This window comes from Legionella wadsworthii DSM 21896 = ATCC 33877 (assembly GCF_000701265.1).
Classification (GTDB): Bacteria; Pseudomonadota; Gammaproteobacteria; order Legionellales; family Legionellaceae; genus Legionella; species Legionella wadsworthii.
The window spans coordinates 50,762-75,144 of the sequence record NZ_KL370761.1; the positions used below are offsets into that span (position 1 = coordinate 50,762).

Consider the following 24,383-nt stretch of genomic DNA (forward strand, 5'->3'; position numbering starts at 1 on the left):
AATAAAATCGGACAGCTCTAAATGAGTTACCAATTATTTTAAAAAAGTTTATTATTCCGCTCTTTGATTAATCATTGTTATCCTGCCGACATTTTGACTCTGCCATTTTTTGACAATTTTCCTGGCAATCAATTTCATCTGAATTAAGACATTGTGAAGTTATACAATCTTGTTTTGTATTATGTATACATTGAGTTCTGTCAAATTTTTGCGCCCCAAGAGCATCTTGTGGAATATTCGCAGCAAAAATTGAAAAAGAAAAAAGCGATGCAACAAAGAAAAAAAGAGTTTTCATCAGAATTCCTTTTAATTAAGTTCCTAAATGAATTATAGTCTTAATATTCAAAAATTAAAAAATGAATACCAATGCGAAGCAAAAGGAGAACGCTTACTAATTTTAGCAATGCACGCTCCAGTCAATCATTCTGTGTACGTCCAGATAATGAAGAACAACTTACGGATTATCTTGCGCATTATTCTCAAAAAAACCTACTCGTGAGAGGATCAGGCTTAAGTTACAACGACAGTTGCTTCAATACCGATGGAGTAATTATCAATACAGAACGTTTGAATCATTTTATTCATTTTGATGATGAGTCTGGCATTGTGATCTGTCAGGGCGGGGTTACCCTGAAAGATTTGTTTTTAGTGCATCCCGATTTCATTCCTCCAGTGATTCCCGGAACAGTCCATGCCACTGTGGCAGGATGTATTGCTCACGATGTCCATGGAAAAAACAACCATCGAGCAGGAAGCTTTGGACACCACCTTGTTGGTTTTGATTTGCTTATTGGAAGTAAAAAATATGCTTGCAGCCCAAATCAAAATTCTGAATTATTTTATGCCACAATTGCTGGCTTAGGTCTTACTGGTGTCATTACTCGGGCTGCAATTCGCCTTAAAAAAATGCCACGGTTTGTTCAAGCATACCACCAGCAATTTGATTCGCTACAAACACTCACAGAAAACATGTCTACTTTGGGCATCCAGCATGATTATCAAGTGGCCTGGCTCGACTTACTGCACCCCGTTCCAAGAGCCATTCTATCCATCGCCGATCATTGTGAGCCTTTCATGAATAAAGATTCAAGAATCCTTAGCGTTCCTAAAATCCCTTTTCCTGTGATAAAAGAATGGAATTTAAAAATATTCAACCATTACTTCTTTACAAAGAAGAAAGGCCATGAAAAATTATCTCTCCAACAATTCAATAACCCTCTCGATAGACTATTACATTGGAATCGTTTTTATGGTGCTAAAGGCTTAATTCAATTCCAGGCATTATTTAATGAAACTGATGCTTTAAGTACCATAGAACAATTGATAAGTCTTATCAGAGCCCATAAAGCCACACCTACTTTGGCAGTACTTAAGTTATTCACTCAATCGGGTAAAGGGCTTCTCTCATTTTGTAAACCAGGATTTACCCTGGCGATTGATTTTATTAACAATGCAGAAGCACAAAAAGCAATTACTGCCATGAACCAATTCATAGCAGATATCAATGCACGAATCTATCTAGCCAAGGACATTTTTTTAAATGAACAACAATTCAAATACATGTATGAGCAACAAGATCAATTTTGTGACCTATTAAAACAATATCAATGCAATATGAACTCAGACCTGGCACGTCGATTAGGGATAAAAAAATAATGCAAAGAACTTGGATTGTATTTGGTGCTACATCCATTATTGCGGAAAAATTTGCACACTGCGTCGCCCAAGCAGGACATCATCTGCTTTTGGTTGGTCGTCAGCAAGTACCGCTTGAAATTATCGCCAATGACATAAAGATCAGATATAAAATCCTTTGTGATATCCTGGTTCTTGATTTAGTGGATCAGATGAATGATTTAGTCTCGATTATCAATTCGCAAGACAAAGAAATTGATTTGTTCCTTGCCCATAGTGATTTCACAGAAAACGATCATTTAAATGCTGAAACAATCAATCATCTTATCCAGTTAAATATCCAAACCAATGCTTTATTGATCCACACTTATATTAACCGCAAACAGCAAGAGTATAATTTACTTTATTTAAGTTCCGTGGCTGCATGTCGAGGACGTGCTAAAAATAGTCTGTATGGAGCCAGTAAAGCAACCATAGAGATTTATCTTCAAGGTTTACAGCAAGCTGCTCCTGCAAATTTAAACATCACAATTGCTCGATTGGGATTTATTGATACGAAACAAACCTATGGTTTACCAGGAATATTTTATGCGGCTCCCCCTGAGCTTTGTGCCAAAGCATGCTGGAGCGCGCTACAACGCAGAAAAAAAATGTTTTATTACCCCTATTTTTGGGAACTTATTATGGGGGTCATTACCCGTTTGCCTTTCTTCGTATATCAGAAAATGAGCAATCATTGAAAAGACATTCAAGGTAGAAAATACATCCTATGGCAACATTCTGGAACTACTTTCGACATGCTCAGATGTTTTTTTTTCCTTTTAAAAATACGCTAAAGATCCTTTTTTTCCCTCAATAAATCTCGAATTTCCGCTAATAAAATTTCCTCTCTTGTCTGAACTTCCTTTTTCTCTTCTTTTTTCTCTTCTTTTTTTCTTAAGAAAGAAATCCCCTTGATTGCGATAAAAATTGAAAATGAAATGATGGTAAAATCAATGACCGATTGAAGGAACTCACCCCATTTAACCACAGCATCACCGAGGGCAAATGTTCTGTTTGCAATATTAATACCACCCAGTAATAAACCGATTAATGGCATGATAATGCCGCTTACCAATGAGCTGGTAATTTTGCCGAATGCCGCGCCAATAACCACGGCAACGGCAAGATCAATTACATTTCCTTTAATTGCAAAATCTTTAAATTCCTGAAGAAAACTCATGTCATCTCCTTATGAAAATAAAAAGTCCAGGCTATAAGGCTCTATGAATGACGCACCATTTCTCTGATTTCTTCTATTTTTTTCTCCAAATCATTTGGAACAGTTCCTCCTCCTTGAGCCATGTCGTCACGGCCTCCGCCTTTTCCGCATAAGTGTCTTACCAAGGTAGCTGCAGCAGGTGCTTTTCCTAAAATATTTTTACTCACTCCTGCAATCACATTCATCTTATTTTGATCTACAGTAAACAAAACAATGACCGCTGAACCCAGCCTGGATTTTAGTTGATCTAAGGTGGTACGCAGGCTTTGATTGTCTACTCCCTCAAGCTGTTTTACTATCAAGCTGATGCCATTGATTTTTTCTGCTTCATTGGCCAAATTAGCGCCTGATTTTTGTACTTTTTCATTGTGCAGTTTTGTAACTTCTTTTTCTAAACTCTTATTTTCACTAATAAGTTGCGCCACTTTATCGGGTAATTGATTCGTTTTTGTTTTTAATAAAGAAGCTAATTCACTTAAAAGTAATTGTTGCTCATTAATCCATGCGAGTGCATAACGGCCGGTAACCATTTCTATCCGTCTTACCCCGCTTGCAATTCCATATTCAGCAACAATTTTAAATAAGCCAATATCGCCCGTACGCCGTGCGTGTGTTCCCCCACAAAGTTCTTTAGAAAACCCACCCATCGAAAGTACCCGCACCTCATCTGCATATTTTTCTCCAAAAAGAGCCACTGCACCCCCTTTTTTAGCAGAATCAATATCCATAATTCGTGTGACAACTTCATGATTTGCACGGATCTGTTCATTAACAAGTCCTTCGATCGCTTTAATTTCTTCTATGTTTAATGCTTCAAAATGTGTAAAGTCGAAACGTGCACGTTCTGCATCAACTAATGAACCTTTCTGTTGGACTTGTGATCCAACGACTGTTTTTAGAGCAGCATGCAATAAATGAGTTGCTGTATGATTTAACCGAATTGCCTCCCGCCGTTCATCATCAATTTGTGCATGGACCAATTGGTTTATTTCCGCACTCCCATCAACAATCTCCCCATAATGTATGATGGCTTGTCCTTTCTTTTGCGTATCATCGACGCGGAATTTAAATCCAGGACCAGATAGAATTCCTCTATCCCCTACCTGACCGCCACTTTCAGCATAAAAAGGGGTATGCTCAAGGACGATACCTCCAGTCATGCCTTTACTTAAGGTTTGTACTTCTTTGCCTTCCTGTACCAGGGCAACAATTGTCGCTTCCATTTCCTTTTTTTCATATCCGTGAAAATCGGATTGATAATCTAACTGGTCACTGGTACTGTAATCGACGCTAAATTGGCTGGCTGCTTGGGATTGTTCCCTTTGCTGTTGCATCAATTGATTAAAACCATCCATATCAACATACAGGCTTTGTTCTCGAGCAATATCAGCAGTGAGATCAACAGGAAATCCATAAGTATCATAAAGCTTAAATGCAATTTCACCGGATATTTCATGTCCACCTAAAGAATGCATTTGCTCGTGCAACAAACGTAATCCCTGGTCTAACGTACGTGCAAATTGATTTTCTTCTTGATTCAAAACTTTTTCTATATGCGCTTTAGATTGGACTAATTCGGGGTATGCATCACCCATTACGGTAATTAAAGGATTGACTAATTGAGAAAAGAAGGGACTAGGTAAACCTAATTTATTACCATGGCGTATTGCTCTTCTGATTATTCTTCTTAAAACATATCCTCGCCCTTCATTTCCGGGAATGACTCCATCAGCGATTAAAAACGAACAAGAACGGATATGATCTGCGATGACTTTTAAGGAGGTATGTTCCAGGTCGGTTATATTTCCAAGGTTTGCAGTAAACTGAATTAAATATTGGAAACTATCTATTTCATAATTGCTATGTACGCCTTGAACTACTGCTGCGAGACGTTCAAGTCCCATTCCGGTATCCACAGAGGGTTTAGGTAAAGGGTGCAAGTTTCCATCTTTATCCCGATTAAATTGCATGAATACCAGATTCCAAATCTCAATATATCGATCGCCATCTTCATCAGGGCTTCCCGGAGGACCACCTGCTATGTCTGGACCATGATCGTAAAAGATTTCAGTGCAAGGACCACAGGGACCCGTATCTCCCATAGACCAAAAATTATCTTTTTCACCGCAGCGTGAGAACCGGGCAGCGGAAACTTTCATTTCATTAAGCCAAATATCCTCGGCTTCCTTATCGTCTTTATAGACAGTCACCCACAAACGCTCTTCAGGCAAGTCCAGGACTTGAGTCAAGAATTCCCAAGCAAATTTTATTGCCTCCCGTTTGAAATAGTCACCAAAGCTAAAATTTCCCAACATTTCAAAAAATGTGTGATGTCTTGCTGTATACCCTACATTCTCCAAATCGTTGTGTTTTCCACCCGCACGGACACAACGCTGTGCCGATACAGCCCGCTGATATGAACGGGTTTCAAGTCCTAAAAATAAATCTTTAAATTGCACCATGCCCGCATTAGTAAACAATAATGTAGGATCATTGGCTGGTATTAAGGAACTGGATTCCACTAATTGATGACCACGTTGTGTGAAATAATCAAAGAATGCTTGTCTAATTTCAGAACTTTTCATTTTGAATCAACACCAATTTTGAGTTAGTTTAATTGTAGCCAGGGTTCAGCAAAGCATAACCTGAGGCTAGGAAATTTTATTCAAGCTCAGAAAACCTGGGATTCGCTTCGCTGCACCCAAGCCACAAGGCACATAAAGACGCCTAGGCTACGATTTCCCTTTTATTTTTTCAATTCTTTTTTCAGTTGGATTATAGTGTCCATACCAAATCCGCGGTAAAGCAAAAAACGCTGTTGTTTTTGAAATTCCTCAAAAGACAGATCATCGTTACCTTTACTTTTTTTCTGCCAAACATTTAAAGCATAGGGCAACCAATTTTCTTCTTCTTGCTGTAAAAATAGATGAATTAAGTCCTTATCAATTCCCTTGCTGCTTAATTCCTGACTTATTTTTAAAGGACCATAGCCTTGGCGAATGCGTGAACGGCCGTATGTTTCAACAAAACGATGATCATTTTGTAAATCCAAGCGTTGACATTCCTCCAGGGCATTTTTTATTTCTATTAGGCTATATCCTTTTTGTTTTAATTTATCACTAAGTTCTACTGCGCTGTGCTCGCGCCTGGATAGCAGGCGCACAGCAGCATCTAAAGCCTTAGTCATCAATGGTCTCAAACTCTTCTGCACTTGCTGCGGCAAGCATAGGAAGTTTTTTCTCTAGAAGCTCAGCCCGAATTTGCTGCTCAAGTACTGAGGCAACTTGAGTGTTCTCTTTAAGATATAAACGAACATTGTCTTTGCCCTGACCAATTTTCTCGCCCTTATAGCTGTACCAGGCACCGGATTTTTCAATCAAATTGAGCTGAACACCCAAATTGATAATTTCGCTTTCCCGTGAAATCCCTTCATTGTACAGAATGTCAAATTCAGTCATCTTGAATGGTGGCGCCACTTTATTTTTAACGACTTTAACTCGTGTTTCACTACCCAAAATCTCTTCACCTTTTTTAATTGACCCGATACGTCGGATATCCAGGCGTACAGAAGCATAGAATTTTAATGCATTACCGCCCGTAGTTGTTTCAGGGCTACCAAACATGACACCAATTTTCATACGAATCTGGTTAATAAAGATAACCAGGGTATTGGAGCGTTTAATATTTGCAGTCAGTTTACGTAGCGCTTGGGACATGAGTCGAGCCTGTAAACCCACATGGGAATCGCCCATCTCTCCTTCAATTTCGGCTTTGGGAGTTAGCGCCGCAACGGAGTCAACAATAATCACGTCTACTGCAGCTGAACGCACTAACATATCCGTAATTTCCAGGGCTTGCTCTCCGGTATCAGGTTGGGAAACCAATAATTCATCCACATTAACTCCTAGCTTTTGTGCGTAGCTTGGATCTAATGCATGCTCTGCATCGATAAATGCGGCAGTACCACCCATTTTTTGACATTCAGCGATAACTTGTAAGGTCAAAGTGGTTTTACCAGAAGATTCTGGTCCATAAATTTCAACGATACGTCCTTTGGGTAAGCCCCCAATTCCCAATGCGATATCCAATCCTAAAGAACCTGTTGAAATGGCTTCTATATCTCGGGAAACATTACTGTCGCCCATACGCATCACCGATCCCTTTCCAAATTGACGTTCAATTTGCGAGAGGGCTGCTGATAATGCTTTTTGTTTGTTTTCTTCCATAATATTTTCCAGATAGTTTGCAAGGCTAAAATTATCACACAGATAAGAATAAGCAGCAAATTGAATTCATCAGGATTAAAAGAGTTTTTTTCATCCAATATTGGGTGTACTTAAATGAGCATGAAAATATAATTAAAGGTTAGCCATGGCCTACAGAATCCATACCCACCTAGGATTAGTTATAGATATCTCATAGCAACTTCAATTTCAATTGATCATTTTTTATATTATTGGTAACATATTTAAACACTTATCAAAGAGAATATGAATGCAAAGTAAAAATGATGAATTTATCCCGAAAGTAATCACTACTACATTATATGCAGAACGTGTCGTCATCAATGTTGCGAACGCAGCGAAGCATCTTTTTTTTCCTACAGCAGAGGAAGCCCAAATTGGTTTCGCAGGCCGCGCGCAACAGGAATTTAAAAAAAAGGTGTCTACTGTAGCTAATGATTTAACATCTATCGCTCAATTAAAATAGAGCGTTTCAGAAGAGTCATACACTCTAAATGAATCTCTGTCATTACCGCACTGGCGAGATCCCTCTTTCAATCAAGTGATGAGTAACTCAATGGATGGATTCCCGCCTGCGCGGGAATGACAATAACTCCTACATTCTCATGCAGCCAGGAATCCCTCTCAAGTTAAACGATGAATTAAGAAATAGATAGATTCACTCTTTCGCGGGAATCCCTCTTTCAAAACAAGGCGAAAAGGGTTAGCAGTGTGAAACTTTCGCTGCGCTCATGATATGCTGGACATTTATGGTTAAAAAAGAAATAATTTGTTCGAATTTGAGGATGTATCTGATCAGCGGGTAATAAATGAAAGGATACCGGATAGTGCTTCCTGGCACGCTGCCAAGCGTATGGTTTGTCGATCTCCAGTGAACTGTTTTCTTGTTACTTTACAATTTTTACCCTGAGCCGCCCAACCTAAGTACACAGTTCCCACTGGTTTCTCAATGCTACCGCCATCGGGGCCAGCAATCCCAGTTACCGATACAGCAATGTGCCCTGCACTATTCTGTAATGCTCCCTTTGCCATAGCTTCGGCAACAGGTTCACTCACAGCGCCAAATTGATCAATTAAGTGTTTAGGTACCGACAATAACTCTTCTTTTGCCAAATTGCTGTATGTAACAAAGCCGCGCTCAAACCAACTTGAACTTCCAGGAATTTCAGTGAGGTAACTTGCAAGGAGCCCTCCGGTACATGATTCAGCGGTTACTAATTGCCAATTTAAATTCTTTAGAAGGATTGAGATTTCATTAATTATGGGATTAAAAGAACTCATGGAAAAAACCAATTATCCTGGGTTATGGCCTAAGCCTTCACCCAGGTTAAAATCTTAGTGATTTTGATTTTGGTTTCCAGCAGGTTGAGCAGGTGCTGGTTGAGTAGTTGTGTTTGTGGTTTCAGTTGTTGTTGTTGCAGCAGGCTTAGCTGGCTGATTATCACAAGCGGTTACTGCAAATGCAAAACAACAAGCTGTTGCTATTAAGGCGATACGCTTCATTTCATTCTCCCTATAAGTTTAATATTTTTTTAAATCCCTCTAGATTCTAGCAAATAAATTTAGATACAACCATGACCTATTGATATTTCACTAAAAAAATCAAAGGAAGAGCTCAATCATATTAAAAATTTAAAAAATTAACAATCCATCGGGCAAATACTGCACCATCACAATGTTGTTGCAGAGATTTTAACCCCTTCTCTACTGTTGCTTCGCCTAATTTATTTTTGCGCAACTCCATTAAAGCCTGGGAATAACCTTTAGTGTATTCAGGATGTCCTTGAACAGTAAAAAGATTATCCTTAATCTGCAGCATATAAAAAGGGCAAAAATCACTGCTAGCTAAAACCTCTGCGTATTCAGGTAAGTCTACAACTTGATCCTGGTGACTCACTATTAAATTCAAATTTTTCAGATGCGGGCGCATCCAGGGTTTTTGTTGAGACATTTTGTTTACTGAAATTCCCAATCCCCAGCCTTTGGGAGATTTACTCACATTACCCCCTAATGCTTTGGCAATAAGTTGATGTCCAAAACAAATCCCTATCATCTTTTTTTCATGCGTATGTATATCCCGAACCCATTTTTCAAGAGCCGCGATCCAAGGCAAGTCATCATTGACTCCATAGCGGCTACCCGTTATCACATAAGCGTCCGCGGCATCCATATAAGCAGGAAATTCTCCGGATCGAACTTCATAAACTAAAAATTGTAAATCAGGGTCCACCTGCTGCAACAATTTAACGTACATATCTTGATACTTACCATGTGTCCTGATTAATTCATCATCTACTTCATCACACAACAAAACTCCAATTTTCATTATTTACCCTCAGGGAGATTCTTCCAGCCGAACCATTTCTGCCTTGGAAAGTTGCAGAGTGTCTCCGCGAATGGCAGATAAAAGAATATTTTTATATTCTCTGTCATTGAAAAGAATTGGATTGCTTTGGGCAGAAGGGTCTTCAGTCGCCATAGAAGCAATACGGTTTGCTAACTGATCATCAATGCCAATCTCTTGCAAACTGTGCTCTATCCCTAATTCGCCACGTAATTGCAAAATCCAGTCAAGAAATCCGTCAAAACCATTATTGATTTCCAAATAGATAGCCAATCGCTCTATTCTGGATTCAATTATAGAACGATTCGCCTGCAGTACATAAGGCATTAATATTGCATTTAATCGGCCATGATGGGCATCATAAAGCGCACCTAACGGATGAGCCAGTGCATGCATAGCCCCTAACCCACGTTGAAAAGCTGTTGCCCCCATTAAGGAAGCCACCAGCATTTGAGTTCTTGAGGCTAAATCATTACCATTTTGATAGACACGAGGTAAATGTTCTTTTATTAGACGTATCCCTTCGATGGCAATTCCCTCTGCCATCGGATGGTATCCGGGTGCAGAATAAGCTTCCAAGCAATGCGACAAAGCATCCATTCCCGTTGCTGCTGTAATATTTGGGGGTAAACCAACCATGAGTTCAGGATCTAAAATTACGGTTGTGGGCATCATTTTAGGATGAAATATAATCTTTTTACGTTTTAGTTGTGGATCAGTAATCACGGAGGCACGTCCAACCTCAGACCCTGTACCTGCCGTAGTGGGTATCGCGATAATTCCAGCAATACCCTTTGCATTGACTCGTCGCCAATTATCCCCCTGATCTTCAAAATCCCATAAGGAACCTTGTTGCCCGGCCATTAAAGCAATGGCTTTACCAGCGTCCAAGGCTGATCCGCCTCCAAATGCGATAATGCAATCATGTTGACCTTTCCTGAAGGCATGAACACCTTCCATAACATTTTCCTCAGTAGGATTCGCTTTTATGGCAGCGTATAAATGAATGGATAGACCTCCATTCCTGCAATGTGTCATGATGGTGTCGATGATAGGTAATGTTGCAAGATTCATATCCGTAACGAGTAAGGGCGATTTAAATCCCAGTGTATTGCATGTATCTGTTAATTCTTGAACACGTCCCGCTCCTACCTTGATTGAAGTCGGAAAATTCCAATTGGCATTCAGCAAAAAAGTACTCATTTAAGGTTCCTTTTTTAATTGTTCATTTTGATGTGAAAAGATTTAGGTCTAGTGAAGACCTCATAGCCTATTGACGAAAGCGTACATCCCCGTCCAGAATTTTTAACACCCGTCCAAGCCAAAGCAGGATCGAGATAATCACAACGATTAATAAAAAAAGTTCCAGTTTGTAATTTCTCGCCAATAACCATTCCCTCATCGTAGTTTTTTGTAAAAACAGCTGCTGTTAACCCATACTCACTGTCGTTCATAAGTGCAATCGCTTCCTCATCGCAATCCACAGGCATAAGACCCACTACAGGTCCAAATGTCTCCTCGGTCATGATACGCATTGAATGGTTCACATTGGTTAAAATCTGCGGTGCCATATAAGCAGATCCGGGTTGATCCATGGGAAAATTTTGAGGATCAATATGTGCTATAGCTCCCTGTGCCAACGCTTCGTTAATCTGTATACGAACAAAATCAGCCGCTGAAGGACGAACAAGTGGTCCTAAAGTCGTTTCCGGATCATCAGGACGCCCTAATCTGTACTGATTCACCAAAGCTATTGTCTTATGTACAAATTCTTCATAAATTTTTTTATGAACATAGATACGCTCGATACCGCAACAGGATTGGCCTGAATTAAAAAACGCTCCATCCATTAAGGTAGCTACCGCGCTGTCTATATCTGCATCAAAACGCACATATGCTGGATCTTTGCCTCCGAGTTCAAGTCCAACATTCAAAAATCGTCCAGCTGTTATTTTTTCTACCATTGTTCCCCCGGCAACAGAACCTGTAAAAGCAACATGGTTAATGGCCGAATGGCGCAATACTTTTTCAGTATCTGCATGCGTAAGATGCAAATACTGGAATACTCCAGATGGTAACTTCGCCTCTGTAAATGCCTGAGCAAACCGCTCAGCTACAAGTGGCGTTTGTACTGAATGTTTTAGTAAAACGACATTTCCAGCCATAATTGCCGGAATGATTGCATTAACCGCAGTCAGATAGGGATAATTCCAGGGCGCGATGATGAAGGATAAACCCAAGGGTTCCCGATTTATGTAACGAAGGAACCCAGTTTTTTCAGGTAGGTTAATTGGCGCAAGGGCAGCATTTGCTGCCGCAATCATATAACGAGCCCGCTCTTCCAAACCTTGAATTTCCCCCTGGGCATACCGGATAGGCCTACCCATTTGCCAGCAAATTTCTTTCGCAATTTCTTCTTGCTTTTCTACTAAAAAATTAATTGCAGCGGTACAGAATTTGGCACGTTCATTAAGGCTGGTAGCTGCCCATAGGTTTTTTGCACCTAATGCAAGCTCCAGAGCAAATTGTATGTCATCTTCGTTGGCAAATGCCCGCTCAACATATACCGAATTGTCTATTGGCGAATAAGTTTTTAACGTGTCGTTCATAATAAATAAATCCATTTATATGATTTCAAAATATCGATCTAGTTCCCAGTCGGTTATGTGCTTGCGAAATTCTCGCTCTTCCCATTCACGGGATGCTGCAAAATGATCCACAAAAGGATCCCCAAATAAATAACGGGCTGCCTTCGACTCTTTAAGACGATGGGCAGCTTCCCAAAGAGTACGCGGCAGAGCAAGTGATTCTTCATGGGATTGATCATAAGAATTCCCTTTAATTTCCGGATAAGGCTCAAGCTTATGTTCTATTCCATACAAACCTGAACCTAATGCTGCCGCTAAAGCCAAATAAGGATTTGAATCAGCCGATCCCAAACGATACTCAACACGCTGTGATTTATCACTTCCAGGTATTACGCGTAATGCAGTAGTCCGATTTTCTACACCCCAAGTGGCATCGGTAGGAGCCCAAAATCCTGGGATCAGGCGGGAAAAACTGTTGACAGTGGGGGAAACCATGGCCAAAAATTCAGGCATAAGTTTTTGTTGACCTGCCACAAAATGACGCTGAATCTGACTCATATTATATTCCCTGGAGGGATCATAAAAAGCGCCATTTGAGCTATTTTTATTTCTCAAGGAGAGATGGATGTGGCCGCTTTGACCCGGATAGTCCGGTGACCATTTCGCCATAAACGTTGCCATCAGCTGATTACGTTGTGCCAAAACCTTCATAAATGTTTTAAACAGTGCTGCCTTATCTCCTGCCTCTACTGCTCTATCTACGGCGATTGCTGCCTCTATCACTCCAGGGCCAGTTTCTGCATGCAAACCTTCAATAGGAAAATCCATGATTTCACTCATATTCAATATTTGATGATATAAATCCGCGTGAACTGTATTGCGTATCATGGAATAACCAAAGAAATCTGGAGTCATGGGCTTTAAATCTCGAAATCCTTTGGAACGCACAGAATCAGGAGTTTCATCAAACATGAAAAATTCATACTCCAATGCCGCATACACATCAAATCCCATCGAACTGGCTTTATCAACAATGCGGCGAAGAAGAGCTCTGGGACATAATGATTCAGCACCCCCGGCAAATTCAGCCATAAATAAAAGTTGATTTTCTTCAAAAAAAAGATCGCGGCAAGTATCTGGAATAATACGTACTGAAGTATCAGGATACCCCGTATGCCAACCCGTATATTTTCCATTATCATAAAGTTTGTCTTTGGAGTCCCATCCCAGGATCACATCACAAAATGAAAAACCATTCTCTAAAGCTGAAAAAAATTTATTGCGGCTCATATATTTGCCCAGCATGACTCCATCCATATCAAATAAACCGACTTTGACATGGGATAAATTGCGCTCTTCGACGATTTGTTTTGCGGCCTCAACTGTTTTTACATCCTTAGGGGTTAACATAGCATTTCCTTTGCTGTCTGTTTGGATTCATTGATAATATCTTAGATTCCATCCCTGAATCCAGGTTTATTTCTTCGTGAAATACGTCTCATTTCTGTACAAAAAATCCTATGGTTTTCGAAAGGGAATTCATTAAATATAAATATTTTAAAAAGCTTTCTCGCCCTTTATTTTAAAATCTAATCATGGATACCAGGAGCTCATAAAGCCATAAATTGCAGGATTGTAAATGAGACTAATTTTGTTAGAATTGCCGCAATTTTATCTCAAACTATTTTCTAAAGACCATGTCCCATACACCCATGATGCAGCAATATTTACGGATTAAATCGGAATACCCGGACATGTTATTGTTCTATCGTATGGGTGATTTTTATGAATTATTTTTTGATGATGCCAAACGAGCATCTCAGCTTCTCGATCTTACTTTAACCCATCGTGGCCAATCTGCAGATAAACCGATTCCTATGGCCGGTGTACCCTACCATGCGGTGGAAAATTATTTGGCAAGGTTAATCAAAAAGGGCGAATCAGTAGCCATTTGTGAACAAATAGGTGACCCCGCAACGAGTAAAGGGCCTGTAGCACGTGAAGTCACTCGAATTATAACGCCAGGAACAGTGACTGATGAAGCCCTGTTAGATGCAAAAAAAGAAAATTTATTGTTGGCAATCCATAGTCAAAAACAAAAAATTGGCTTGGCATGGGTTGAGTTAAGTAGCGGTCGCTTTAGTTTAATGGAATTAAGTGAATCAAACCAGCTTAAGGCAGAACTGACCAGACTACAACCCGCAGAATTGCTCTTGGAAGTTGATTCCCATCTTGAAGAATGTTGTGATAATTTTCCAATTAAATTAAGGCCGGGATGGGAGTTTAGTTTTGAGCACGCGAACAAAATTTTATGTGAGCAATTTGCTGTAAGTGATCTTGCTTTGTTTGGTGTACAAAATCATCCCACATCTGTTGTTGCAGCAGGTGCATTGTTAATCTACTTACAATCAACTCAGAAACAAGCGCTCCCTCACCTTACGTCAATGACTCTTGAGCATACCCACGATTATTTACAATTAGATGCTTCAACACAAAAACATTTGGAATTATTTGAAAATATGAGCGGCAGCCAGGAAAATAGCTTGCTCTCCCTTATGGATAAAACTGCCTGTAGCATGGGAAGCCGCTTACTCAAAAGATGGTTGGGACGGCCACTAAAACATCATCACACCATAAAAGAACGGCAGAATGCAGTAATGGAAATTATTCAACGCCAGCAGCATTTCATCTTTCAGGAACTGTTGCAACAGATTTGTGATGTAGAAAGGATTGTCTCACGTATTGCATTAAAGTCGGCTCGACCCCGTGATTTGATTGCGTTAAATCATACGTTAGGAATTCTTCCTGAACTCAAAGCCGTTTTAGAACAGAATGAGAGCCAACTTTTTGGACAATTAAAAAGTCACATGAACCCTTTAGCTGAACTACATCATTTACTCTCTTCAGCTCTTATAGAAAACCCACCTGTATTGATTCGGGACGGTGGTGTCATTGCCTCCGGTTTTGATGAAGAACTTGATGAGTTAAGAATGCTCAGTACTCAGGCGAACGATAAACTGATGGATTTAGAACAAGAAGAAAAACAAAAAACAGGTCTTTCTACTCTGAAATTCGGTTTCAATAATGTCCAGGGTTTTTTTATAGAACTCTCTAAATCTCAAGCAGAAAAAGCACCTGCTTATTATCATAGGAAACAAACTTTAAAAAATGTAGAACGTTATATCACACCCGAATTGAAGCAATTTGAAGAAAAGGTACTTTCCGCTCAAGTTAAAGCTTTAGCCCGTGAAAAATGGCTGTACGAAAACTTGTTGATCGAACTACAGCAATATATAAAAGAGTTAACGCAAATAGCACAAGCTTTGGCGCAGTTAGATGTTTTAAATACCCTAGCGGAACGAGCGCAACATTTAAATTGGTGTGCGCCTGACTTTGTTCCCGATTCACAAATATTTATAGAGGCCGGACGGCATCCAGTGATTGAAAATTTATTGCAAGAACGTTTTGTGGCCAATGATTTACATCTAAAACCTTCCCAAAACATTTTACTGATAACGGGCCCAAATATGGGCGGTAAATCGACATACATGCGGCAAACCGCTTTAATTGTACTCCTCGCGCATGTGGGTAGTTTTGTTCCCGCTAACTCTGTGACATTAGGGCCCATCGATAGAATTTTTACCCGCATAGGCGCCAGCGATGATTTAGCATCTGGACGCTCAACTTTTATGGTTGAAATGACGGAAACAGCACAGATATTGAGGCAAGCAACGCAGGATAGCCTGGTGTTGATTGATGAAATTGGCCGAGGTACCAGTACCTATGATGGGATGGCCTTAGCTTATGCTACCTGTACTTATCTTGCTACTACCGTGAAAGCCTTTACACTATTTTCCACCCATTACTTTGAATTGACGAAACTTCCTCAAGAATGGAGCTGTATTCGGAACGTTCATTTACAAGCCTCATTAGAAACTGGTCGAATTATCTTTTTATATCGAGTTGAACCAGGACCAGCAAACCGCAGTTACGGCTTGGAAGTAGCTGAGCTTGCAGGGATACCTTCGGATGTATTAAAAATTGCTCATGCTCATTTAAATCTAATTCAAAATCAATCAAAGCCAGTAGTTCAAAAGCCACCCATGACAAGTGATGCTCTATCTCCTATTTCACGCGAATTATCCCGAATTGATCCCGATCACTTAACAGCTAGAGAAGCACTTGATTTGATTTATCGGTTCAAAAAAATGGAACAAATAGAGAATGAATTGCTTCGCGAGGAGTAAGGAGCAATAGAATTTCTGCTGCTTCTGATATAAAAAAATTTTATTTGGAATAATTTTTTTGGAAAAATTATCATTAAGTACATTTAAACAACTATAGTGGCTTTTTTTAAACAAATTTTGGCAGCAAATTCTACATATACATCAATAGAAACAAGAGTGTAAATTGATGTCGCCTTTATGATTACTAGCCCTGGCCCTCGTTTAAGTGTATATTCATAAAGTGTTTTCTATGCACGAGGGAAATTTTTTAGTGATACATGTATTAAGATTATGGTAAAAAAACTCATTTACTTGATACTTTTCGTGACTTGCTTTGAATTATATGCTCAAAAGAATGAGACAACATCCATTACAATTAATGGGGTTTCTGGGAAAGTAGAAGCAAATGTCGAAAAACGTTTCAGTGAATTACAAAAAATAAAGCCTCTTTCTCAGTTCAGTATGGAAGAATTGCAGGAGCAGGTGGTTCAAGCAATCAAACCTTATGGCTATTTTAAAGCGGAAGTAATCCTGCAACAACCAAATTCACAACAGTTGGTTATTCATATCCATGCTGGCCCCCAAATTTTAATTTCTCAAATTAAGATAGATATTATTGGTGAGGGAGCACAAAATCCTGTTTTGCGTGACGTGATAAAAAATATGCCCTTGAAACCAGGAGCAGCCCTATTTACAGATCAATACGAGCAAACCAAATCCAAACTCATTAATACAGCAGAAAATCAAGGTTACATGCATGCAGGTTTTAAAAGAAGTGAAATTTTAATCAATGAGGAAAAATATACTGCGGAAATTGTTTTGATTCTGGATACGGGACCTTTGTATTATTTTGGACAAATACAATTTAATCCCACGTATATCAATCCCGAACTTCTCCACCGGTTTGTACCTTTTCATCCAGGACAAGTTTATTCTGGAGATAAAATACTTCAGTTAAATAATGATTTATCGAGTAGTGGATACTTTAGTTCAGTTCTTGTGAAACCACAAATTACAGACAATCCCACCGTACCAGTTCAAATCTATACAGAGCCTGTATCGAAATACTCCTATACCCTTGGTGCGGGGTACGGAACTGATACTGGAGTTCGTGGTCGAGCTGAATTACACGTCATACCAGTGAATCGGAAAGGACATAAATTTAATCTTATGGCCCAAGGTTCTTTTGTTCAAAACTCCGTGCAAGGCCAGTATATAATTCCAGGGAAAGATCCCATCCACGATCAATACTCTGTTACCGGAAATTTCTCTAATTTAAACTACGCAGCTGGGTACAGTAACTCTTATCTCATTTCATTGGCCCAGCAACATCGAGAAACCAATTATCAACGAATTTTATCCCTCAATTCTCTTTATGAAGGATTCCATTATGCATTCCAGGATAATACCCAACAATTTTTGCTCTACCCCAAGACAAGTTTCACGTTGAGCAAAACTAAAGATATTCTATTTTCACCTAGTGGATACAACATCACCTTTAATGCGCTTGCTGCAAGCCAAGCACTGTTATCTACTATCAATATTGCACAAGCATCTTTAGATATAAAAGCGGCTGTGCGCATAGAACCCCTTCGTTTACGTCTCTATGGACATGCCATTCAAGGATTTACAGCCATTAATAATATTAATCAGGAACCTGTTTCACTTGCATTGCTTTTAGGAGGAACGGATAATTTAAAAGCTTACAGCTTTAATTCAATAGGTCCTGGCAGAGTAATAAGTTATGCAGGCTTTGAAGTTCAAAAGGAAACAAAAAAAAATTGGTACTTGATTGCATTTTATGATGCAGGAGCTGTTTACAATCCCACACCTCGAAAGAGTTATTATGATGTGGGCGGAGGGTTGATGTGGGTCTCACCAATAGGTCCCATTAAAGTAGGTTTTGCGCAGGCAATCAACAGCCGCTGGTGGCGAGACAGTAGTGGCCCCCGACTGGTGATCAGTATGGGGCCTGACCTATGATCAGAATTCTAAAAAAAATACTTAAAGTATTCATTAAAACTCTTTATATAGTCACTTTTTTACTCATTTTATTCGCGGGAATCGCTTTATATTTATTGGAGACTCAACCTGGCTTAAATAACTTAATACAATTAACACGCCTCTATTTGCCTGGTACTCTCAAAATCGAACAGATTGAGGGCAGCTTCTTGGATCACTTTACCCTAAAAGGCATTGAATACAATAATGAATCGCTTAAATTAAAAGTTGCTCAATTGAATGTGCAATGGCAACCTCGCTCTTTGTGGGATAATCAATTCATCACAGCACAATGGAAAAACCTGAGAGGGTATCTCAAAACAGAGGAGTATATTCATAGTGAAAAAGGGAATATTACAGCAACAGGGGTGTTGCATAACATGCAATTTAATTTGTCCTCGCAAATTACCACAGCCCCAGAAGAGCGTTGGTTACTGCAGGGTAAAATCAAGGGTTCCCCACCCTGGAACTGGACTTTTGATACCCAATTGAATCCAACACAAAACGGGGGACCTTCCCAGCAAACCCGTTTTTATACCAAATTATCTGCAAAGGGTGAGATTATCTCCAAAAACCAAGGAAATTTATTATTAAAAGTAAGTCCCGGATTTTATCATGATCCCGCTAGCAAACTCCCTCCCCTTCAATTTAAAGGAGGTTCTATCCAAGTATTGCTGACCCCTGAAAAATTAAAGGGGTCTGGAAATTTGATCCTAGATGAAAGTAAAAATGTAAAAGTGGAACTTTTATTACCCCATTTTGCATTGGATAAAGGTTTGCAGGATGACCAGCCCATTAATTCAGAATTATTATTGGAATTGAATTCCCTTGATTTTTTACAAAAAATAAGCCCTGAAATTACAAAGCTCAAAGGCCAACTGATGGCTTCTTTAAATATCCATGGAACATTGAAGAATAGAAAAATGGACAGTCGTTTCATGTTGAAAAAAGCAAGCCTCTCTTTGCCCAAAATAGGACTTGATTTCAATACTATTGAAGTTAATGTGTACGGAAAAGAAAGTTCCTGGGTTGCCTTAGGTTTAGCAGAGTCAGCAGGCCATCATTTGTCTCTTTCAGGAAAAGGCAATTTTGACTCACAATTTACCGGAAATTTCACACTTGAAGGAACAGATTTTCCATTAATTCAAACCAGTGAATATAAAGTTCATGTAACTCCTAAACTCAAACTGCAAGTAACTCCGAAAGTACAATCTCTTTCAGGTACTATATTGATTCCCCTTGCAGAGATCAAACCTCGTACATTCCATAATAGCATTTCCTTACCAGAGGATGTGGTGTACCAACAAAAAGTTAAATCCGCCACGCCTACAGTAGATGCCACTCAAACTATAGATATTAAACTTGAAATGGGAAAAGAGGTTCAAATAGACGTAAAAGGACTGAAGGGATATCTTGACGGCATACTACATATTAAATCACAACAAAGCTCAATGAATGCATTTGGCGAATTAACAGTTAGAGATGGAACTTATAAAGCTTATGGACTAGATTTAAAAATTAAACAAGGAGAATTAATCTTTAAAGGTCCAATAGATAACCCAGGAATAAATCTTCGCGCTGCGAAAAAAATTGCTAAAAAAGACACTACTTATTCAAGCTCAACCCAACTTTTGGACTTTAATAGCAGTAATGTGCAAAATTTTAATTTTGGTGAAACGATAACGTTAGGTGTCGAAGTAAGCGGACGATTAACGCATCCAAAAATCCAATTGTTTTCAGATCCCGCAGTACTTTCTCAAGCCGATATCCTATCCATGCTCGTTATAGGTCGGCCTGCAAATCAAGCAAACAAGGCTGGAGGACAATTGCTTTTAGCTGCTATTTCTTCGATGAATTTGGGAAGCAATACAAATAGCCTCCAGCTTTTACAGCAGCTCAAGCAAACTGCAGGTATTGATTTCAATGTACAGACCAATACAAATTACAATCAATCAACCAATACCTCAACGGAAACCACCTCAGTCGTCGTTGGTAAATCCATCTCGAAGCGCCTCTATTTAAGTTATAATATTGGCGTGTCACAAACCGATACAAATATGCTGACATTAAGATATCTACTGAATCGTTTTTTCAGTATCCAAATCAGTAATAGTAATAACAGCAGCGCTATTGATTTTATGTATACTTCTAATAAAAAACCCAAGAAGAAAAAAACCTCCAGGAAAACTGCCTCTCAATAATTTACAAACAAGTTCAATAATGCGCGTGAGATTATCTTTCCTAACAAGGCACCAATCAAATTGCTGCATGGATTCCCGCTACGCGGGAACTGTTATTCCAAGGGAAATGGACTTCTCAAATCAAGTCCTCAATTAGATTGCCATATGGATTCCGCCCTACGCGGGAATGACATACTTACAATTGAATTCTAAACAAAATTTATCCATCCTTTTAATTTATATAAATATTTTTTTAATGGATAACGGAACTGCCCAGATGATGTCCTCAATTAAATTGCACATGATCTTCTTCTGGAATGACAGAATAGAAATTAAAATAATTTTAAAAGTTCTTTTTCTTTTTTTGTCATTCCCGCGCAGGCGGGAATCCATCCATCAAACGAAGTGATAAATCCATTTAGGAATCCAAAATTGCGCTATTCTTGAGACTTCAAAGCAACACTCATCTAAATTGAAGGTTTTATGTTACACTACCGATTTTTAGCTAGAAGATCTCCCTAAGCCGTACTGAAAAACCAGGGTAACAGGAATAATTTCATGACTCATTACAACATCCCTCTAAGATTATCTCGTTTAAGAAATGGTGCAATGTCTCGCGCTTTGATGAAGGAAACAAGATTGCATCCTCAGCAATTCATTGCACCTTTATTTATCAGCGAATTGATTCATGAGCCCCAGGAAATTAATGCCATGCCCGGTCAATATCAATTAAGTCTTAATTCCATCCCGCAAGAAATTGAATTAATTAGTTCCTTAGGTATTCCTGCGGTACTGTTGTTTGGTATTCCGAAACATAAAGATGCCTACGGAAGTGAATCCTTCAACGAAGAAGGAATCGTACAAAAAGCAATCAAGCAAATTCGCGCTGTAAATAAAGACATTCTAATCATAAGTGATCTCTGTTTTTGTGAGTATACCGATCATGGACACTGCGGCATTCTTAATGGGGAAAAAATTGATACCGATAAAACTTTGGCATTGCTCGGGAAACAAGCGGTAAGCCATGCTCAAGCAGGTGCTGATTGGGTAGCGCCCAGCGGCATGACCGATGGCATGGTGCAAGCAATCCGTGAGGCTTTAGATTCCCAAGGATTTCACCATATTCCCATTTTGAGTTACAGCGCCAAATATTGTTCTTGTTTGTATGGTCCCTTTAGAGAAGCAGCACAAGGCGCGCCTCAATTTGGCAATCGTAAAGCTTACCAAATGGATCCTGCCAACAGTGCTGAGGCATTGAGAGAATCCGCATTGGATCTTGAGGAGGGAGCGGATATGATCATGGTAAAACCAGCTGGTTTTTACCTGGATATTATCGCAAGGCTAAAACAACATTTCCCTAACGTCCCTCTTTGTGCTTACCAAGTCAGTGGCGAATATTCCATGATTAAAACAGCAGCCCAAAAAGGACTTTTGCATGAAGATCAGGTCATCATCGAGAGTTTAACCTCAATAAAACGAGCTGGAGCAGATTTTATAATTTCTTACTTCGCTAAAGATATAGCACGCATATTGAATCAAAATAAATTATGCTAACTAACCATTCCTCTTCCTATTTGGAAATAAATGGTGATACCCGAAGGAATCTATTGTTTGTTTAGAGGCTTTTGGTGATAGACACTAAACTAATTTGCGATATACTCTTGATGCATTTTTGAAAATGTAGACGATCCAATTGGTTTAGGACAGTTAATTTAAAAATCGTGATGAATTGATTAACACAATTAATTTTTAATTAAAATGGAGAGAAAGATATAATGAATTTAATATTTAAAGGTTTTTCAGCAATTACTTTAGGTTTAAGTGCTTTGACAGCTTTTGCAAGCCCAGTTTATTTAATTACTCATAATAATACGCCCGTCGAATCAAACGCATACATAGCTGGTGTTCCTTCAGCGTATCCAACTGCCGCTAATTCCTCCCAAAAAGTATATTGGAATCTGGTAAAAATGGCTTGTTACGGTCATACCACAGGCAGGCAATGTACTGCTGTGATTAAAATGGCAACAAATACCGCTAATCCTATAGAAGTAGGTGAAGTTCATATGGATCTAGATACCGGTGATATTACTCCAAAATATTTATCTAGAAACGGATATACACTCATTGTCAATGGATTGGGTGAAGCCACCATTAATAAAGGATAATAATACTGGGACCTGGGGTATGCAATATGACCTAGGTTTACATCAGTAAGTCTCCTCTTTGTATTCACTGATACATTCTCATGTTCAGCAAACCACTGCCTACATGAGAATGGCTGATACACAATTTTATATACAATTTATCAGATAACAAAAAAGCCACTTTAAGTGGCTTTTTTAGTCATCTCTCTTTTTCAAGGAATTATTTTGATGGTGCTGGAGGAACTTTATCAATTACCCATGTCAATTGAGCACCTACTAAATCTGCTGCAAAATAACCATCGTCAACATCCACGAAATAAGTAGAAGTGGCCGAAAGCTCTTGGACAGAATGGACATTAGGTTTGCTTCCAGCAAAAAGATGGGTATAACCTACATCAATACCAATAGAAGGCTTCCATTGATAATGTGCACCTACAGCAATAGCCCAACGATCCAAATCAGGTAAACGTACGTTCCTATCGATATTATTGGTAGGAGTTTGATCATAGCCCCCTCCAACTCTTAGCATTAAATTCGGATTGACATAATAATTAGCACCAAGAGCGACACGCCAAGAATCATGGTAATTTTGAGGTACCGCTGACTCAATATTAGCTTGATTTACAGGAAATAATGGTGGCGCCCCAATATTAGGTACCGCAACATCATTCAATTGAATCACCTTAAACACATTCCAGTTAGTCCAAACAACAGAACCTAATAAAGCCAGCCTATCTGTAACATCCTGGTAAGCACTTAAAGTAAGTACATCAGGGAATTCTTGAGGATTGCTAAATAAATCATTGTTTGTTCTGGATGCTTCAGGCGGTAATACAGGGAAGATCAGATTAAAATCGTCATTTGCTAATATCCCCGTTAAGCGACTATGTCCATAGAAAACATGTCTTACTCTCGACTGATAATTAACCCCTAAACGTGTGTGGTTATCATTGAACATGCCTAAAACACCGACATGAAAACCCAAACCCCAAGATTGGCCCTTGTTATAGCTTAGTGTATCCACACTGGCAGGGTTCTCATCAAGCGTGGTAAATAAAGTAGGTGCACCTATGATTTGATTGAATTTAGCACGAGACCATTGAATATCAAGACCTGCCCCTAATGCAAAATGTTCTGTGAGTTGAGTACCTAACTCTGGTGATACGTCCATTGTCAAGATTTCAGTGTATGTGGCTGAATAGCGAACAGGAGAATCCGGAGCCCAGTCAGTAGATAACCCAAATGGCGCTGTAACGCTTAGACCGAAAGTAGTACGATTACCCAAAGGAAGCGCATAATGGAATGAAGGAACAAAAGCATTATAACTGCCGTCTACTCCCTCAAATTCCTGGATATAATTCACAGAAGAAGGGAATGGTGGTGGAAGACCGGTAGCAGTTGAAAATGTACTTGATCCATCTAGTTTAAGAGTAGGAAATATACCAACCCCGCCAAAAACGAGTTGTTGCTCATGAAGCAATGCTAGACCCGCAGGGTTATACCAACCTGTAGATGCGTCCGCTGCTTCTGCCGCAGAACCTGCAGCAAAGTTTCCTACTGCGTATCCTGCCCCTTCTCCATATAAGGAGAATCCCGCTGCATGAGCGACACCAGTAGCCAAAACACTAATAACAGCTGCATTCACTAGTGTCCTTAAGGGTTTTTGCATATTCTTCACTCCATACTCCTCTAAAATCATACCTTTATCATTAAATACAATCTCCATTAAAGAACGAGTGTACCCTGTTTTCAAATCATTA

At 39.3% G+C, this 24,383-nt stretch carries 20 protein-coding genes; 8 read left to right on the plus strand and 12 right to left on the minus strand.

What is annotated here, in order from left to right; all coding sequences use genetic code 11:
• Positions 1-67: 67 nt before the first annotated feature.
• Positions 68-295: a hypothetical protein gene (locus BU07_RS0114700; RefSeq protein WP_031567344.1), complete on the minus strand. Its 228-nt coding sequence runs from the start codon at positions 293-295 to the stop codon at positions 68-70.
• Positions 296-366: 71 nt separating this feature from the next.
• Between BU07_RS0114700 and BU07_RS0114705 the strand changes: the two genes are divergently transcribed.
• On the plus strand, positions 367-1,656 hold the full coding sequence (locus tag BU07_RS0114705; RefSeq protein ID WP_031567346.1) for an FAD-binding oxidoreductase: 1,290 nt from the start codon (positions 367-369) through the stop codon (positions 1,654-1,656).
• Positions 1,653-2,375, plus strand: coding sequence for an SDR family NAD(P)-dependent oxidoreductase (locus tag BU07_RS0114710; protein WP_031567348.1), 723 nt, complete (start codon positions 1,653-1,655; stop codon positions 2,373-2,375). Before BU07_RS0114705 ends, BU07_RS0114710 begins: the two co-directional genes overlap by 4 nt.
• 92 nt (positions 2,376-2,467) lie before the next feature.
• On the opposite strand, the gene mscL is transcribed toward BU07_RS0114710, so the two are convergent.
• From mscL to recA, 4 genes are all read right to left on the minus strand, one after another.
• On the minus strand, positions 2,468-2,857 hold the full coding sequence (gene mscL, locus BU07_RS0114715) for a large-conductance mechanosensitive channel protein MscL (RefSeq protein ID WP_031567349.1): 390 nt from the start codon (positions 2,855-2,857) through the stop codon (positions 2,468-2,470).
• A gap of 41 nt (positions 2,858-2,898) precedes the next feature.
• Positions 2,899-5,481 carry an alanine--tRNA ligase gene (gene alaS / locus BU07_RS0114720; protein ID WP_031567351.1) on the minus strand — a complete coding sequence of 861 codons (2,583 nt, stop codon included), beginning with the start codon at positions 5,479-5,481 and terminating at the stop codon, positions 2,899-2,901.
• Positions 5,482-5,642: 161 nt separating this feature from the next.
• Positions 5,643-6,083, minus strand: coding sequence for a recombination regulator RecX (gene recX, locus BU07_RS0114725; protein WP_031567353.1), 441 nt, complete (start codon positions 6,081-6,083; stop codon positions 5,643-5,645).
• On the minus strand, positions 6,076-7,122 hold the full coding sequence (gene recA, locus BU07_RS0114730) for a recombinase RecA (RefSeq protein WP_031567355.1): 1,047 nt from the start codon (positions 7,120-7,122) through the stop codon (positions 6,076-6,078). Before recA ends, recX begins: the two co-directional genes overlap by 8 nt.
• A gap of 268 nt (positions 7,123-7,390) precedes the next feature.
• Here recA and BU07_RS0114735 point away from each other — a divergent pair, with 268 nt between their 5' ends.
• On the plus strand, positions 7,391-7,606 hold the full coding sequence (locus BU07_RS0114735; RefSeq protein ID WP_031567357.1) for a protein-tyrosine phosphatase family protein: 216 nt from the start codon (positions 7,391-7,393) through the stop codon (positions 7,604-7,606).
• 329 nt (positions 7,607-7,935) lie between these two features.
• Here the strand turns inward: BU07_RS0114735 and BU07_RS0114740 are convergent, their stop codons facing one another.
• The 6 genes from BU07_RS0114740 to BU07_RS0114765 all read right to left on the minus strand — a co-directional run bounded on the left by BU07_RS0114740 (position 7,936) and on the right by BU07_RS0114765 (position 13,482).
• Positions 7,936-8,421: a CinA family protein gene (locus BU07_RS0114740; protein WP_031567359.1), complete on the minus strand. Its 486-nt coding sequence runs from the start codon at positions 8,419-8,421 to the stop codon at positions 7,936-7,938.
• Positions 8,422-8,475: 54 nt separating this feature from the next.
• Entirely contained in the window at positions 8,476-8,643 is a 168-nt protein-coding gene (locus BU07_RS17565; protein ID WP_165482418.1) for a hypothetical protein, read from the minus strand.
• Positions 8,644-8,764: 121 nt separating this feature from the next.
• Positions 8,765-9,466, minus strand: a complete 702-nt coding sequence (locus tag BU07_RS0114750) for a glutamine amidotransferase-related protein (RefSeq protein WP_031567361.1) — start codon at positions 9,464-9,466, stop codon at positions 8,765-8,767.
• A gap of 9 nt (positions 9,467-9,475) precedes the next feature.
• Complete coding sequence (locus BU07_RS0114755) at positions 9,476-10,687, minus strand: iron-containing alcohol dehydrogenase (protein ID WP_031567363.1); 1,212 nt, start codon at positions 10,685-10,687, stop codon at positions 9,476-9,478.
• A gap of 14 nt (positions 10,688-10,701) precedes the next feature.
• Positions 10,702-12,093: an aldehyde dehydrogenase family protein gene (locus BU07_RS0114760; RefSeq protein WP_031567365.1), complete on the minus strand. Its 1,392-nt coding sequence runs from the start codon at positions 12,091-12,093 to the stop codon at positions 10,702-10,704.
• Positions 12,094-12,108: 15 nt separating this feature from the next.
• Positions 12,109-13,482 (minus strand): glutamine synthetase family protein, encoded by a 1,374-nt coding sequence (locus tag BU07_RS0114765; RefSeq protein ID WP_031567367.1) that lies wholly within the window; start codon positions 13,480-13,482, stop codon positions 12,109-12,111.
• 302 nt (positions 13,483-13,784) lie between these two features.
• Here BU07_RS0114765 and mutS point away from each other — a divergent pair, with 302 nt between their 5' ends.
• The 5 genes from mutS (at position 13,785) to BU07_RS0114790 (ending at position 22,644) form a co-directional block, all read left to right on the plus strand.
• Positions 13,785-16,319, plus strand: coding sequence for a DNA mismatch repair protein MutS (mutS, locus tag BU07_RS0114770; protein ID WP_031567369.1), 2,535 nt, complete (start codon positions 13,785-13,787; stop codon positions 16,317-16,319).
• Between the two features lie 303 nt (positions 16,320-16,622).
• The gene (locus tag BU07_RS0114775; protein ID WP_428829206.1) at positions 16,623-18,281 is read left to right on the plus strand and encodes an autotransporter assembly complex protein TamA; all 1,659 of its coding nucleotides are present in this window, start codon (positions 16,623-16,625) and stop codon (positions 18,279-18,281) included.
• Positions 18,278-20,500, plus strand: coding sequence for a translocation/assembly module TamB domain-containing protein (locus BU07_RS0114780; RefSeq protein ID WP_031567372.1), 2,223 nt, complete (start codon positions 18,278-18,280; stop codon positions 20,498-20,500). The genes BU07_RS0114775 and BU07_RS0114780 overlap by 4 nt, the downstream gene beginning before the upstream one ends.
• 537 nt (positions 20,501-21,037) lie before the next feature.
• On the plus strand, positions 21,038-22,033 hold the full coding sequence (gene hemB / locus BU07_RS0114785; protein ID WP_031567374.1) for a porphobilinogen synthase: 996 nt from the start codon (positions 21,038-21,040) through the stop codon (positions 22,031-22,033).
• Positions 22,034-22,254: 221 nt separating this feature from the next.
• A complete protein-coding gene (locus BU07_RS0114790) occupies positions 22,255-22,644 on the plus strand; it encodes a hypothetical protein (RefSeq protein ID WP_031567376.1) in 390 nt (129 codons plus the stop codon).
• A gap of 199 nt (positions 22,645-22,843) precedes the next feature.
• Here the strand turns inward: BU07_RS0114790 and BU07_RS0114795 are convergent, their stop codons facing one another.
• Positions 22,844-24,301, minus strand: coding sequence for an OmpP1/FadL family transporter (locus BU07_RS0114795; RefSeq protein WP_031567378.1), 1,458 nt, complete (start codon positions 24,299-24,301; stop codon positions 22,844-22,846).
• Positions 24,302-24,383: the final 82 nt, after the last annotated feature.

What these genes read in the sequence shown, in the direction of transcription:
- recX (WP_031567353.1), bottom strand. Translation starts at nt 6,083, where the DNA reads ATGACTAAGGCTTTAGATGCTGCTGTGCGCCTGCTATCCAGGCGCGAG.
- BU07_RS0114790 (WP_031567376.1), top strand. Translation starts at nt 22,255, where the DNA reads ATGAATTTAATATTTAAAGGTTTTTCAGCAATTACTTTAGGTTTAAGT.
- mscL (WP_031567349.1), bottom strand. Translation starts at nt 2,857, where the DNA reads ATGAGTTTTCTTCAGGAATTTAAAGATTTTGCAATTAAAGGAAATGTA.
- BU07_RS0114700 (WP_031567344.1), bottom strand. Translation starts at nt 295, where the DNA reads ATGAAAACTCTTTTTTTCTTTGTTGCATCGCTTTTTTCTTTTTCAATT.
- alaS (WP_031567351.1), bottom strand. Translation starts at nt 5,481, where the DNA reads ATGAAAAGTTCTGAAATTAGACAAGCATTCTTTGATTATTTCACACAA.
- BU07_RS0114765 (WP_031567367.1), bottom strand. Translation starts at nt 13,482, where the DNA reads ATGTTAACCCCTAAGGATGTAAAAACAGTTGAGGCCGCAAAACAAATC.
- BU07_RS0114760 (WP_031567365.1), bottom strand. Translation starts at nt 12,093, where the DNA reads ATGAACGACACGTTAAAAACTTATTCGCCAATAGACAATTCGGTATAT.
- BU07_RS0114705 (WP_031567346.1), top strand. Translation starts at nt 367, where the DNA reads ATGCGAAGCAAAAGGAGAACGCTTACTAATTTTAGCAATGCACGCTCC.
- BU07_RS0114755 (WP_031567363.1), bottom strand. Translation starts at nt 10,687, where the DNA reads ATGAGTACTTTTTTGCTGAATGCCAATTGGAATTTTCCGACTTCAATC.
- BU07_RS0114780 (WP_031567372.1), top strand. Translation starts at nt 18,278, where the DNA reads ATGATCAGAATTCTAAAAAAAATACTTAAAGTATTCATTAAAACTCTT.
- BU07_RS0114735 (WP_031567357.1), top strand. Translation starts at nt 7,391, where the DNA reads ATGCAAAGTAAAAATGATGAATTTATCCCGAAAGTAATCACTACTACA.
- hemB (WP_031567374.1), top strand. Translation starts at nt 21,038, where the DNA reads ATGACTCATTACAACATCCCTCTAAGATTATCTCGTTTAAGAAATGGT.
- recA (WP_031567355.1), bottom strand. Translation starts at nt 7,122, where the DNA reads ATGGAAGAAAACAAACAAAAAGCATTATCAGCAGCCCTCTCGCAAATT.
- BU07_RS0114740 (WP_031567359.1), bottom strand. Translation starts at nt 8,421, where the DNA reads ATGAGTTCTTTTAATCCCATAATTAATGAAATCTCAATCCTTCTAAAG.
- mutS (WP_031567369.1), top strand. Translation starts at nt 13,785, where the DNA reads ATGATGCAGCAATATTTACGGATTAAATCGGAATACCCGGACATGTTA.
- BU07_RS0114750 (WP_031567361.1), bottom strand. Translation starts at nt 9,466, where the DNA reads ATGAAAATTGGAGTTTTGTTGTGTGATGAAGTAGATGATGAATTAATC.
- BU07_RS17565 (WP_165482418.1), bottom strand. Translation starts at nt 8,643, where the DNA reads ATGAAGCGTATCGCCTTAATAGCAACAGCTTGTTGTTTTGCATTTGCA.